Raw genomic sequence first — 13,525 nt, 5'->3', positions numbered from 1 at the left:
CGAATGACTTCCGACAGCATCGTCCTACTCGGCCCGATCGTGCGGTACGTCGGCACCGAGACGGCGACCCTGTGGTTCGAGATGGCCGAATCGGCGAACATTACGGTCGTCACCGACGCCGACGTCCGGGGTTCCGAACGAACGTGGGGAGTGCACGGCCACCACTACGCTCTGGTGCCGCTCGAGGGACTACCGGCCAACGCGACGGTGCACTACGAGGTGTTCGTCGACGAGCGTCGCGTGTGGCCCCCGGAGGGTCGGACGGCCGCCATCCACACCGTCGATGCCGATGGACCCGTCACGTTGGCCTTCGGATCGTGTCGACGGGGCGACAACTACAGCGACGAGTCCTTGAAGCAGATCGGGGCAGACGCCTTGGCCGGGCTGGGGAACACGCTGATCGAGGAGGATCCGAGTCGATGGCCGCAGGCGCTGCTGCTCCTCGGTGATCAGGTCTACGCCGACGACCCGTCGCCGGAGATCGTCGAACGACTTCAGGCGCGCCGAAGCTCGGGCGAGGGACCGCAGAGCGCCATCGGTACCGACGCGGAGAACGAGATCTGCGATTTCGAGGAGTACTCCTGGCTGTACCGGGAATCGTGGGGACTCGAGCCGGTGCGAACTCTGATGGCGAGCATCCCGTCGTGCATGATTCTCGACGACCACGATCTGCGCGACGACTGGAACTCGTCCGCGTCCTGGCGGCGGGACATCGTGACTCGGCCGTGGTGGAACGATCGAGTCATCGGCGCGTACTCGTCCTACTGGGTGTACCAGCACCTGGGCAACCTCTCGCCCAAGGAACTGGCGCAGGACGAGATGTACGCCGCAGTTCGGTCGGCCGATACCGACGCCGATCGTGAAAAGCTGTTGGCCGACTTCGCGTTACGCGTGGACCGCAAGCCCGAGACCGGCCGCTGGAGCTTCTATCGCGATTTCGGTGATACCCGGCTGATCATGATCGATTCGCGATGCTCGCGGAATCTGGATCCGGACAACCGAGAGATGGTGGACGAGAAGGAATGGGCGTGGGTACGCGAGCGCGCACTCGAAGTGACCCCGCGGCACCTGCTGTTCGGTTCTTCGTTGCCCTATCTCATGCTGCCTGCCCTGCACTACCTCGAACAATGGAACGAGGCTGTGGCGCAGGGGAGTTGGGGGTCCATGCCGGCCAAGGTGGCCGAGAAGATGCGGATCGGCCTCGATCTCGAACACTGGGCGGCCTTCACCAACTCGTTCAACGACATGGCGGCGTTGACGCGTGAGCTCTCGCGCGGCGAGAACAAACCCGCCTCGATCATGTGGCTCTCGGGCGACGTGCACTGCTCGTACGTGGCGAACGCGGACTTCGGGGTCGGCGGGCGCGAGGTACCGGCCACGTATCAGCTGACCATGTCGCCGTTCCGGAACCCGCTCGATCTGCCGATTCGCGCGGTCAACAAGCTGGCCATCAAGCGTCCCGCCGCCCGCATTCTGTCGAAACTGGCGCGCGCGGCACACGTGGGCCCGTCCGGTGTCGAGTGGGAGGCCGAGGCAGGACCCTGGTTCGACAACGGCGTCATGCTGCTGACCCTGCACGGCGACTCCGCTCGGTTGCGGGTGCACCACGCCCACGTCGACGACGCCGGTAAGCAGGTTCTCACCGAGACGTCGGCCCTGGCTCTCGCCTAGAGACACTGGCCCTCGCCTAGCGGACGAGTAAACGATTGGCCATCGCCGGGCCGATGAGGTTGGCTGGTTCGTTGTGGCCCACCTCGAACTCAACGACATCGTCTACTTTCTGCCCGACGGACGGCAGCTCCTCAACGGTGTCGGGTTTCGCGTCGGCGACGGTGCCAAGACCGCCCTGATCGGCCCCAACGGAACCGGCAAGACGACACTGACGCGCATCATCGCAGGCGACGAGACCCCCGACGAGGGGTCGGTGTCGAGCTCTGGCTCGCTCGGGGTGATGCGGCAGTTCGTCGGCCAGCTGCGAGACGACTCGACCGTGCGTGATCTGCTGCTGTCGGTTGCCTCCCCGGCCGTGCAGACGGCCGCTGCTGCCCTCGACGCCGCCGAGAACACGATGATCGAGGTCGACGACGAGAAGACCCAGATGAAATACGCGCAGGCCCTGTCGGATTGGGGCGATGTCGGCGGCTACGACCTCGAGCCGTTCTGGGACAAGGTCACCACAGCAGCACTCGGAATGCCGTTCGACCGCGCGAAGTGGCGCGCTGCGTCGACCCTCAGCGGCGGTGAGCAGAAGCGCCTCGTACTCGAAGCGTTGTTCGCCGGCTCGGACAATCTGTTGCTTCTCGACGAGCCGGACAACTATCTCGATGTGCCCGGCAAGCGCTGGCTCGAAGCGACCATTCGGGATTCCGACAAGTCCGTTCTGTTCATCAGCCACGACCGGGAGCTCATCGCCAACGCCGCGAACCGGATCGTGACGTTGGAACCGGGCGTCAGCGGTGCCACCTCCTGGGTGCACGGCGGCGGGTTCGCGACGTATCACGCCGCGCGCGAGGACCGGAATGCTCGGCTCGACGAACTGCGACGGCGGTGGGACGAGGAACTGGTCAAACTTCGGGCGCTGGTGCTGCGCCTGCGAGAGAAGGCCAAATTCAACGACGGGGTCGCCGCGCGATACCACGCGTCCCAGACTCGGTTGGCCAAGTTCGAGGAGGCCGGACCGCCCGAGGCGGTGCCGCTGAAGCAGCACGTCACCGTGCGTCTGCGTGGTGGCCGAACAGCCAAGCGCGCGTTGGTCTGTACGGGTCTGGAACTGACCGGACTGATGAAGCCCTTCGACACCGAGATCTGGTACGGCGACCGCGTCGCGGTGCTGGGCTCCAACGGTTCCGGCAAATCGCACTTCCTTCGATTGCTCGCCAACGGTGGCACCGATCCCGAGAAGGAGCACGAGCCGGTTCAGGAACTGGCGCTCGATCCGGTACCGCACACCGGCACCGCGGTGCTCGGCGCTCGCGTCCGGCCCGGCCTGTTCGCCCAGACCCACACTCGGCCGGATCTCGCGGGCAACACGCTCCTCGACATATTGCACATGGGCAACGAACACCGCGACGGCATGGGCCGGGAGGCCGCCGGTAGGGCACTGGACCGATACGGTCTGGCCCGAGCCGCCGAACAGTCGTACGACAACCTTTCCGGCGGCCAGCAGGCGCGCGTGCAGATTCTGCTCCTCGAACTCTCCGGTGCCACCCTGCTGCTGCTGGACGAGCCGACCGACAACCTCGACCTCATGTCCGCCGACGCACTCGAAGACGCGATCGCAGCGTTCGACGGCACCGTCATCGCCGTGACCCACGACCGCTGGTTCGCCCGCAGCTTCGACCGATTCCTCGTGTTCGGCAGCACCGGTCAGGCCTACGAATCCGATGAGCCCATATGGGACGAAAAGCGGGTGCAGCGCGCGCGGTAGCGTTTCCTCTCGTGAACGCGACTGACTCTCCCTATCTGGTCGGCCTCAATCTGGAAGGTCGACGCGTCGTCGTGGTCGGTGGCGGCACCGTCGCACAGCGCCGATTGCCGCTGTTGATCTCCTGTGGTGCCGTGGTACACGTCATCACTCGGGAGGCCACGCCCGCTGTGGAGGCGATGGCGACCTTCGGACAGGTGACGATGGAGTTGCGTGATTATCGGGAGGGCGACCTCGCCGACGCCTGGTACGCCGTCGCGTGCACCGACGAGGCCGAGACCAACATCGCCATCGTTGCCGAAGCTACTGCGTCCAGGATCTTCTGCGTCCGAGCCGACATCGCCAAGGACGGCACCGCGGTCACCCCGGCGTCGGCCGAGTGGGACGGGCTGACCCTCGGCGTCCTCGCCGGCGGCGAGCACCGTCGATCGGCCGCGGTCCGCAATGCCGTGATCGAAGCTCTGCAGTCCGGTGTGGTCGCCGATTCGGCACATGCGCCGTTGACGGGCGTCGCGCTGGTCGGCGGGGGACCCGGCGATCCGGACCTCATCACCGTCCGCGGGCGCAGGCTGCTCGCCTATGCCGACGTCGTGGTGGCCGATCGGCTCGCACCGCCCGAGTTGTTGGCCGAACTGGGGCCGCACGTGGAGGTCATCGACGCCTCGAAGATTCCGTACGGCCGCGCGATGGCGCAGGAGGCGATCAACCAGGCGTTGATCGACGGCGCGAAGGCGGGCAAGTTCGTCGTCCGGCTCAAGGGCGGCGATCCGTACGTGTTCGGTAGGGGATACGAGGAGCTCGAAGCGCTCGCCGCCGAGGGAATTCCGGTCACCGTGGTGCCCGGTATCACCAGCGCCATCTCGGTGCCCTCGTCCGCCGGGATCCCGGTGACGCACCGCGCCGTCACCCACGAGTTCGTCGTGGTCAGCGGCCACGTGGCACCCGACCACCCCGATTCGCTCGTCGACTGGGACGCGCTGGCCAAGCTCAAGGGCACCATCGTGTTGCTGATGGCCGTCGAACGCATCGGTCTGTTCGCCGACGTTCTCGTCGCCGGTGGCCGGCCGGCCGACACCCCGGTGATCGTCGTTCAGGAGGGCACCATGCGCACCCAGCGTGAAGTGCGCGCGACTCTGAGCACCGTCGCCGATGCGGTTCGCGATGCGGAGATAAGGCCTCCGGCCATCGTGGTCATCGGAACCGTTGCCGGTTTCTCTGTACACGCCGGTAACGTGAACGCCCGTGCCTGAATCATCGATGTCCGAGACCTCCAGCACCGAGATCAAGTACCCGGTGACGACCCGAGCGTTCGGGTTGGCGATCATCGTCCTGAGCGGCCTGCAGTTGATGGTGGTGCTCGACGGCACGGTCGCCAACCTCGCTCTGGCACCGTTGCAGGCCGATCTGGGTCTGTCCGATGCCGGACGCAACTGGGTGCTCACGTCGTATGCCCTCGCCTTCGGCGGGCTGATGCTCCTCGGCGGCAGACTCGGTGACGCCTTCGGTCGCAAGAAGATGTTCCTGGCCGGCGTCGTGTTGTTCACCATCGCATCCCTGCTGTGCGGGCTCGCGGTCAACGAGGCAACGCTGGTAGCGGCCCGCGCGCTGCAGGGCGTGGGAGCCGCGGTGGCGTCGCCCACGGCGTTCGCGTTGGTGGCGACCACGTTCGCGCCGGGGCCGGTTCGGAATCAGGCCATCGCGATCTACGCGGCCATGACGGGTGTCGGCTCCATCGCTGGGCTGATCATCGGCGGTGCGTTGACCGAGGTGTCGTGGCGGTGGATCTTCCTGATCAACGTGCCTATCGGTGTCGTCATCGTGGTGCTCGCGGTCGTCTCGCTGCAGGAGACGGTGGGGGCGAAGTTGCCGCTCGACGTACCGGGAGCGATTTTGGCGACGCTCGGCTGCACCGGAGTGGTGCTGGCTCTGAGCGAGGGCACCGAACTGGGCTGGACCAATCCGATCGTCATCGTCTCCCTGCTCGCCGGACTGCTCTTCCTCGGGCTGTTCCTGCTGGTCGAGCGTCGCGCAGACAATCCACTGCTCCCGTTCTCGCTGTTCGGCAGCCGAGACCGAGTGGCGACGTTCGTGGCCATCTTCTTCGCCGGTGGCGTGATGTTCTGCCTCGCTGCCTACGTGGCACTGTTCGTCCAGGACATCCTGGGATACAGTCCGCTGCACGCGGGCCTGGCGTTCGTGCCGTTCGCCTTCGGGCTCGGTGCCGCCGCATTCCTGGCCTCGCAGCTGGTGACGCGCATCGCTCCTCGTTGGCTGATCCTCAGCGGTGCCGTCATCATGGTCGGCTGGCTGATGGTGTCTGTCGCGACGATGAACGCGGACTCGTCGTACTTCCCCGGCCTGTTCTTCCCCGTCATCGGGATCGGATTCGGCGTCGGCCTCACGGTCGTGCCGCTCCCGCTGTGCGCCATCGCCGGAGTGAGCCCCACCGAGATCGGCCCGTTGACCGCTATTGCCCTGGTTGCCCAGACCCTCGGTGGGCCGCTTGCCCTGGCCGTGATCGGTGCGCTGGTGACCTCACGAACACTGTCGCTGGGCGGCATCTCGGGACCGGCGACGCTGATGAACGGCAACCAGCTCGATGCATTGAGCTCGGGCTACATGTTCGCGTTGTTCTGCTGCGCCGTCTGCGCCGTGGTCGCGGGAATCGCTGCGGTGTTCATCCGCTTCACCCCGCAGCAGGTCGCTCAGGCCCAGGCTGCGCAGGAGGATGCTCAGAAGGGCTGAGTCCTCTCTGACAAACCCGTTTCTGGTACCGGCGCACCACTATTGATCCACAGGGGTCGAGTTGTCCACAATCGGCGCTCGGCTCGGTTCTCGGACTCGATTTCGGCGCACTATCGCTGTATGCATCCTGACGCCAACGGTCTCATTTCCCGCGCCACAGCGTTGAGTGCCGGCTACACGAACACAGATCTGCAAAGGCTGTGCGTCCGAGGCGAACTGGTTCGGATCGTTCCCGGAATGTATGCACAGCGGCAGTTGTGTTCGACGCTCGATCCACGCGGAATGCACCGGTTGACGACCGTCGCCTCTCTGGCCACCAATGCCGACGCTGCAGTTGCCAGCCATGTCTCGGCTGCTGTTCGTCCGCGGGTTCGATCTGTGGAACACCGATTTGGACCGAGTGCACCTGACGATCCCCGACGGAAAAGGGCGCACGACTTCGCGATTGCACGTGCACTCGACGCCGCTTCCGGCGGAATTCGTGACGACGGAGATGGGAATACCGGTGACCTCGCCGGAGCGCACCGTGGTCGATTGCGCGCGGTTGCTCGATCTCGATCATGCCGTCGTGATCGGAGACTCGGCTCTGCGATCGAAGAAGGTGTCGATGGATCGGTTGCGGGCAGCGTTGGAGGTCTCGGCGCGCACGAACGGTATCGGCGCGGCTCGGCGGGCGGTCGCCGCAATGAACGGTCTGAGCGAAAGCCCCGGAGAATCCCTCAGCAGACTGCGGATGAAGGAGTACGGCTTCCCGAACCCAGTTCTGCAACAGGTACTGCGAGTGGGATCCCAGTTCCTTGCCCGAGTCGACTTCTACTGGAAAGGCTGGCGTGTGATCGGCGAATTCGACGGCATGGACAAGTACGCGACCGGAAAGACGTTGGCGCAGGGGAAGGTTCGCGAGGACGAGCTCCGGGACCGGGGAATGGAGGTGTTCCGGTGGACTTGGAAGGACCTGTGGCAGTTCGGCATGATGCGCGAGCGATTCGATCGTGCGTGTGCCAGGGCCGAACGTCGACGCTGAGTATGCCCACAGAATGTTCAGCTGCGCACCTGTACAGGTAGGCAACCGAATATTCTGTGGGCAAACGTCACCCGATGTGGGCGTCGTCGGCCGCGGCCTGGCCCGAATCCCATCCTTCGGCGTCCAGGCGTGGACCGCGCATCGGCTTCGCCGTCGGGAACAGTCGATCGAACTCGGCCTCGACGGCGACGGTCTGGGCAGCCAGAACAGGGAGCAGATCGGCCGATTCGACCGCGACCTCCTCCAAAGCGTGTGCATCGGCGTCGGTGAGGCGGTCTCCGATGCGGACGGCATAGGCGTAGAGGAACGCCTTGCCGAACGCCGCCGATCCGGCCTTCTTGCGCTTCTTGGCCTGCGGTGAATGTCCGAGGGCGCGCGTTGCCTGAACCAGCAGAGAGGTGAACAACAATTCGGTCTGTTCCACGTCCACCGGAGCTCCGACCAGGGTTGCGACGGCGAACTCCGGATCCCAGATCGCTTTGACGCGGTTGGCGGTTCCGACCACGTGCAGCAGCTGCGCCTTGGCCGGGGCATGCGGGCCGTCGACGTGAACGCGTCGGCCGTGAATATCGATGTGGCCCTGCGTGAGCAGCATGGTGTCGATGGAGTAGCGCGTCATCAACTCCTGCGCCTTGGCAGTCAGCGTCTCGGCCTCCTCCTCGAAATCCGTGGCGTCGGCCTTGGCCAGCAGACCGCGAATCTTGCTCAGCATCTTGGTGTTCGGTGAGTCGGAGCCGGCGACACCCGTCACCGTGGGACGAGTGCGCGGCCACTGGGACGGCTTGGGGCCGAGCTGAGGCCACCGGGGGAGTGTCTGCCATTGACCGAGCAGCGTGAGTACGTCGAGCCACTGATCACTGGCAGCGATGTAATCCGACTTACCGGACGAGGTCAGGTAAGCGGTCAGGAAATCGGGTGTGGCCTCGACCCGGGCCGCAACCTTGGGGAACTGCTCGCAGATCGTGGACATCTGATCCACCCAGTCCTGCGGGGCCCGGGCGTCGGCGTCGGTGAGATCGGCCTGATGCAGCAGCACCGCGGCAGCGAGATTGGCCACGGCCACCGTGTGCTGACGCCGCACGACGTGCACCAGATCCATGGGCTGCCAGCCGTTTTCGTACATCGTCTCGATCATGTTCGTCAGCGCCCGGGACCCGAGTTCGGTCGCGTCCATCGACACCAGTCGATCTGCGACGTCGTCGGCGACGCGTTGGCTCATGGTCTTGCCGACCGAGGCGTCGGCGCCGCGGCGGAGCAGTTCCGGAATCTCGCTCATTCGGTGAGCACGATCAATTCGGTGCTCGACGCCACTTCGACTTGCAGGCCGGCCTTGGATGCCACGCGGGCAACGGCTTTCACGTCCTTCGGCTCGGCGGTGGTCAGCGTCAATGCGCGTGCCAGCAGTCCCTTGTGATGCTTGTTGAAATGGCTGACCACCGATCGGCTGCCATCGGGCTTCTCGGTGAGCACCGTCGCGGTGATCGCGCCCGGAACAGGACCGAGCTGTTGATAGGTGCCCGATCGGAGGTCGACGACGATCCCCTCGTCCTCGGCTTCGATGGCGTCGGTGAGTTCGGGCTTCCAGTGTGATCGCAGCGTCCCGAAATTCGGCACGGTCGATCCACCGGAGAGTCGGTAGGACGGAATCGGATCGGAGGCACGGACGGCCCCGAACAGGGCCGAACCGATCCACAGCCGCGCGTCCGCCCGGGCGCGACCGGCCCGGGTGAACGACGCCGCGTCGAGGGCGTCGTAGAGCACGCCGGTGTACCGCTGCAGTGCTGGTGTGGTGGGTGAGGTCCACAACCGGGCGTTGCGTTCGATCTCGTCCACCTGGGTTGGGGCCAGGCCGAGCGCCGCGATCGACGCGTCGACGTCGGCGGACAGTTCCACCAGCGCATCGGCGAGCTTTCGGCGAAGCGGGGTCAGCGTGGGCAGCGACAGTCGGTCCAGATCGAGAGGTGCTCCGGAACCGCCGTCGGACTTCGTCTCGGAGGGAGGCAGCAGAATCAGCACGGGCTCGAGGCTACTCACTGTACGGCCGCCTGCTCACAGGCACTGTGTGAGCGACTAGTCTGACAACCCGTGATCACCCGTCTTTCGCAGTTGTTCCTTCGTACCCTCCGCGACGACCCGGCCGACGCCGAGGTCGACAGCCACAAGCTGTTGGTCCGCGCCGGTTACGTTCGTCGTATCGCGCCGGGCGTCTACTCCTGGTTGCCGCTTGGTCTGCGGGTGCTGCGGCAGGTCGAGCGTGTCGTGCGCGAGGAGATGAACGCCATCGGTGCGCAGGAGATATCTCTGCCCGCACTGCTGCCGCGCGAGCCGTACGAGACCACCAATCGGTGGACCGAATACGGCGACGCGCTGTTCCGGTTGCAGGACCGCAAGGGCAACGACATGCTGCTCGGTCCCACCCACGAGGAACTGTTCGCGCTGACGGTCAAGGCCGAGTACAACTCGTACAAGGACCTGCCGGTCACGCTGTACCAGATTCAGACCAAGTACCGCGACGAGGAGCGTCCCCGCGCCGGCATCCTGCGCGGCCGCGAGTTCGTGATGAAGGATTCGTACTCCTTCGACATGGACGAGGACGGACTGAAGAAGTCCTACGACGCCCACCGCGAGGCGTATCAGCGTATCTTCGCCCGCCTCGGCGTCAGCTACGTCATCGTCGCCGCCACGTCCGGTGCCATGGGCGGCAGTGCGTCCGAGGAATTCCTGGCCGAGAGCGACATCGGTGAGGACACCTACGTGCGCTGCATCGAGTCGGGATACGCGGCCAACGTCGAGGCCGTCACCACTCCGGCACCGGAACCGCTGCCGATCGAGGGGCAGCCCGCCGCCGTCGATCACGAGACCGGCGACACCCCGACCATCGCGACCCTGGTGGAGTGGGCCAACTCCGCGGATCTCGGACGCACCGTGACCGGCGCGGATACGCTCAAGAACATCCTGCTCAAGGTTCGCAACGCCGAAGGGAGTTGGGAACTGCTCGCCGTCGGCCTGCCCGGTGACCGAGAGGTGGACGAGAAGCGACTCGAAGCATCCCTCGAGCCTGCCGAGTTCGCTTTGTTGACCGACGCGGACTTCGCGGCCAATCCGTTCCTCGTCAAGGGGTACATCGGGCCTCGCGCATTGCAGGCCAACGGAGTTCGCTACCTCGTCGATCCCCGGGTGGTCGACGGCACGTCCTGGATCACCGGCGCGGATGTCAAAGGCAAGCACGTGGTGAACCTCGTCGCCGGTCGCGATTTCGTTCCCGACGGCACCATCGAAGCAGCCGAGGTGCGTGACGGCGACATGTCCCCCGACGGGCGCGGCCCGCTCGTCAGTGCTCGCGGAATCGAGATCGGGCACATCTTCCAGCTCGGCTACAAGTACACCGATGCGTTCTCGGTCGACGTCCTCGGTGAGACCGGCAAGCCGGTTCGCCTGACGCAGGGTTCCTACGGTGTCGGCGTCTCCCGTCTGGTCGCCGTGATCGCCGAGCAGATGCACGACGACAAGGGCCTGCGGTGGCCGTCGGAGGTGGCACCTGCCGATGTCCACCTGGTGATCGCCAACAAGGACGACGCTGCTCGCGCGGGCGCGGAATCGATTGCGACACAACTCGATACACAGGGCATCGAGGTCCTGTTCGACGACCGCAAGGCCTCGCCCGGAGTGAAGTTCAAGGACTCGGAACTGATCGGTGTTCCGCTGGTGGTCGTCATCGGCCGCGGCTGGGCCGACGGCAAGGTCGAGATCCGTGATCGCTTCACCGGTGAGAGTCGCGAACTCGACATCGACTCGGCTGTCGAGGAGATCGTGAAGGCTGTGCGGCACACACCGTAGGGGAGTCTCGCGATCTCTCTGCGCGGTCGTTTACCCGCTGGTAGCTTCGGGTCAACGACTATGAGAGGTCACCACGTGTCTCACTTTGCGCTGTTCGATCCCACAACCTTCGATCCGGCCGAGCTCGACGGCGACTCTCGTCGAGCGCTGCGCGCCTTGATCGAGTGGTTCGAGAATCGAGGCAAGGCCAGGCTGCTCGCGGACGATCTCGACGCAGTCTGGCCCGCGGACTTCATCGAGTTCGTCGCCGAGCAGAAGCTGTTCGCAACCTTCTCCACGCCCGCCGCCTACGCGGACGGATCGCCGAACACGCGATGGGACGCTGCTCGCAATGCAGCGCTGAGCGAGGTTCTCGGGTTCTACGGTCTGGCCTACTGGTACACCTGGCAGGTCACCGTTCTGGGTCTCGGGCCCATCTGGATGAGTGGCAACGACGACGTCAAACGGCGCGCCGCACGCGAGCTGGACCGCGGCGGTGTGATGGCGTTCGGACTGTCCGAGCGCGCACACGGAGCCGACGTCTACTCCACCGACATGCTGTTGACGCCCTCGACCGAGGACTCCGAACTCGAGTTCACCGCGTCGGGGGAGAAGTACTACATCGGGAACGGCAACGTTGCGGGCATGGTCTCGGTGTTCGGCCGACGCACCGACGTCGACGGACCGGATTCGTACGTGTTCTTCGTGGCAGACAGCGCGCACCCGGCCTATCGGCTTCGCGAGAGCGTCGTCCACGGGCAGATGTACGTCAGCACCTTCGCGCTCGAGAACTACCCCGTCCGGCAACAGGACATCCTGCACACCGGTGCCGACGCATTCTCGGCTGCGCTGAACACGGTCAACGTCGGAAAGTTCAACCTGTGCACCGGATCCATCGGCATCTGTGAGCACGCGTTCTACGAGGCGATCACGCACGCGAACAACAGAATTCTCTACGGCAATCGCGTCACCGATTTCCCGCACGTCCGCAGCGCATTCGTCGACGCGTACTCCCGGCTGATCGCCATGAAGCTGTTCAGCGCGCGAGCGCTGGACTACTTCCGTGCCGCCGGACCCGAAGACCGGCGCTACCTCCTGTTCAATCCGATGACCAAGGCGAAGGTGACCTCCGAGGGCGAAACGGTCGTCCGTCTGTTGCACGACGTCATCGCGGCCAAAGGGTACGAGAAGAACACCTACTTCCGTGAAGCCGCCCAGCTGATCGGAACACTGCCGAAGCTCGAGGGCACGGTGCACGTCAACGTGGCGCTGATGCTCAAATTCATGCCTGCGTACATGTTCTCGCCCACCGACTACCCGGACGTCGGTACCCGAACCGAGCCGGTCGACGACAGCTTCTTCTTCGCGCAGGGGCCCGCCCGTGGTGCTAGCTCGGTCCGGTTCCATGATTGGAACCCGCTGTACAGCAAGCACTCCGCGATACCCAACGTGGGACGGTTCTACGAGCAGGCCCAGGCGTTCAGGTCGTTTCTTCAGGACTGTGCGCCCGACGAAGCGCAGCAGAAGGATCTCGATTTCCTACTCGTGGTGGGGCACCTGTTCTCGCTCGTCGTCTACGGCCATCTCGTGCTCGAACAAGCCGACGAGATCTCGCCCGAGATGCTGGACCAGATCTTCGACTTCCAGATCAGAGACTTCTCCGGCTATGCCGTCGCGCTGTACGGAAAGCCCTCATCGTCTGCGGCGCAACAGCAGTGGGCCCTGGACGCGATACGCAAGCCGGTGGTCGATGCGAGTCGTTTCGAGGCGGTGTGGAACGAGGTCGCCTCCTACGACGGCCGGTACGAGATGCGTCCCTAGCTCGGACGCTCAGCCGGGATCGGCCGGAACCAGCGTGGTTCCGAACGCGCACACCGTCATCTCGTGCAGTCCGGAGCTGTCGTTCGGATGCTCGAGTGCCTGCATCGACATGAGGACGTTGAGCAGCATCCCGTGCGCGATGAACTGCCGGGCCTGATCCTCGGAACAACCCGTACCGTCACGTATCTGGCTGTAGATGGCGCCCATTCCCTCCCGGGCCGCCCGGCCGATCTCGGGTACCGACCCTGCGCCGAATCCGTGCATCATGACCATCAACAGGTCGCGATCGGCCACCAGATCGGCGTAGGCGGAACCGAGATTTGCCCAGGTGCTGTCGTCGTCGGGGTCGAGCGGGCCCGCCGCCAGCACGGCCTCGAACGCGGCCATGATGCCGTCGACGGAGCGTTGGAACACCAGACGAAACAACTCGACCTTGGTGCCGAACATGCGCACCACGTACGGCTGAGAGACACCTGCTTCCTTCGCGACCGCATCGGTACTGGTGCCGGCGTAGCCCCCGCGCGCGAACGCGCGCATCGCCGCGTCGAGAACGAGCTCTCGGCGGTCGGCCGCATCCATACGGGTGGCCTTGGGCTTGGGTGCAGAGGCGTCGGACATGTTGACAGGTTATCAGTCGATAACTTACGGTCTCGTTTAAGTAATCATTCGATGCTTACAAGTTCGAGACGGGACGA

Annotated in this window: 10 protein-coding genes; 7 read left to right on the top strand and 3 right to left on the bottom strand. The window is 65.2% G+C overall.

The features are described 5' to 3' along the window. The first annotated feature begins 3 nt into the window (after positions 1–3). From AB0366_RS12245 to AB0366_RS12225, 5 genes are all read left to right on the top strand, one after another. Positions 4–1,671 carry an alkaline phosphatase D family protein gene (locus tag AB0366_RS12245; protein WP_366244159.1) on the top strand — a complete coding sequence of 556 codons (1,668 nt, stop codon included), beginning with the start codon at positions 4–6 and terminating at the stop codon, positions 1,669–1,671. 73 nt (positions 1,672–1,744) lie between these two features. Then, positions 1,745–3,427, top strand: coding sequence for an ATP-binding cassette domain-containing protein (locus tag AB0366_RS12240; protein WP_366244158.1), 1,683 nt, complete (start codon positions 1,745–1,747; stop codon positions 3,425–3,427). Then, positions 3,394–4,674: a uroporphyrinogen-III C-methyltransferase gene (gene cobA / locus AB0366_RS12235; RefSeq protein ID WP_366244157.1), complete on the top strand. Its 1,281-nt coding sequence runs from the start codon at positions 3,394–3,396 to the stop codon at positions 4,672–4,674. Before AB0366_RS12240 ends, cobA begins: the two co-directional genes overlap by 34 nt. A 7-nt stretch (positions 4,675–4,681) precedes the next feature. Next, on the top strand, positions 4,682–6,169 hold the full coding sequence (locus AB0366_RS12230) for an MFS transporter (protein ID WP_366244424.1): 1,488 nt from the start codon (positions 4,682–4,684) through the stop codon (positions 6,167–6,169). Between the two features lie 343 nt (positions 6,170–6,512). Then, positions 6,513–7,193: a hypothetical protein gene (locus tag AB0366_RS12225; RefSeq protein WP_259467943.1), complete on the top strand. Its 681-nt coding sequence runs from the start codon at positions 6,513–6,515 to the stop codon at positions 7,191–7,193. A 67-nt stretch (positions 7,194–7,260) separates the two neighbouring features. Here the strand turns inward: AB0366_RS12225 and AB0366_RS12220 are convergent, their stop codons facing one another. Together AB0366_RS12220 and yaaA are read right to left on the bottom strand one after the other, a co-directional pair. Beyond that, the gene (locus tag AB0366_RS12220) at positions 7,261–8,469 is read right to left on the bottom strand and encodes a DUF2786 domain-containing protein (RefSeq protein WP_121870117.1); all 1,209 of its coding nucleotides are present in this window, start codon (positions 8,467–8,469) and stop codon (positions 7,261–7,263) included. After that, positions 8,466–9,209: a peroxide stress protein YaaA gene (yaaA, locus tag AB0366_RS12215; RefSeq protein ID WP_366244156.1), complete on the bottom strand. Its 744-nt coding sequence runs from the start codon at positions 9,207–9,209 to the stop codon at positions 8,466–8,468. The genes AB0366_RS12220 and yaaA overlap by 4 nt, the downstream gene beginning before the upstream one ends. A 69-nt stretch (positions 9,210–9,278) precedes the next feature. Here yaaA and AB0366_RS12210 point away from each other — a divergent pair, with 69 nt between their 5' ends. Both AB0366_RS12210 and AB0366_RS12205 read left to right on the top strand, forming a co-directional pair. Then, positions 9,279–11,030, top strand: a complete 1,752-nt coding sequence (locus AB0366_RS12210) for a proline--tRNA ligase (RefSeq protein ID WP_366244155.1) — start codon at positions 9,279–9,281, stop codon at positions 11,028–11,030. 75 nt (positions 11,031–11,105) lie between these two features. Beyond that, positions 11,106–12,830 (top strand): acyl-CoA dehydrogenase family protein, encoded by a 1,725-nt coding sequence (locus AB0366_RS12205; RefSeq protein WP_366244154.1) that lies wholly within the window; start codon positions 11,106–11,108, stop codon positions 12,828–12,830. A gap of 9 nt (positions 12,831–12,839) precedes the next feature. Here AB0366_RS12205 and AB0366_RS12200 read toward each other — a convergent pair whose 3' ends face one another. Further along, positions 12,840–13,448, bottom strand: a complete 609-nt coding sequence (locus AB0366_RS12200) for a TetR/AcrR family transcriptional regulator (protein ID WP_366244153.1) — start codon at positions 13,446–13,448, stop codon at positions 12,840–12,842. Positions 13,449–13,525: the final 77 nt, after the last annotated feature.

It is taken from the genome of Rhodococcus sp. NPDC076796 (assembly GCF_040702765.1).
GTDB lineage: Bacteria > Actinomycetota > Actinomycetes > Mycobacteriales > Mycobacteriaceae > Rhodococcoides.
Note: the sequence above shows the minus strand (reverse complement) of the source record. Positions and strands in the feature narration are given on the sequence as shown.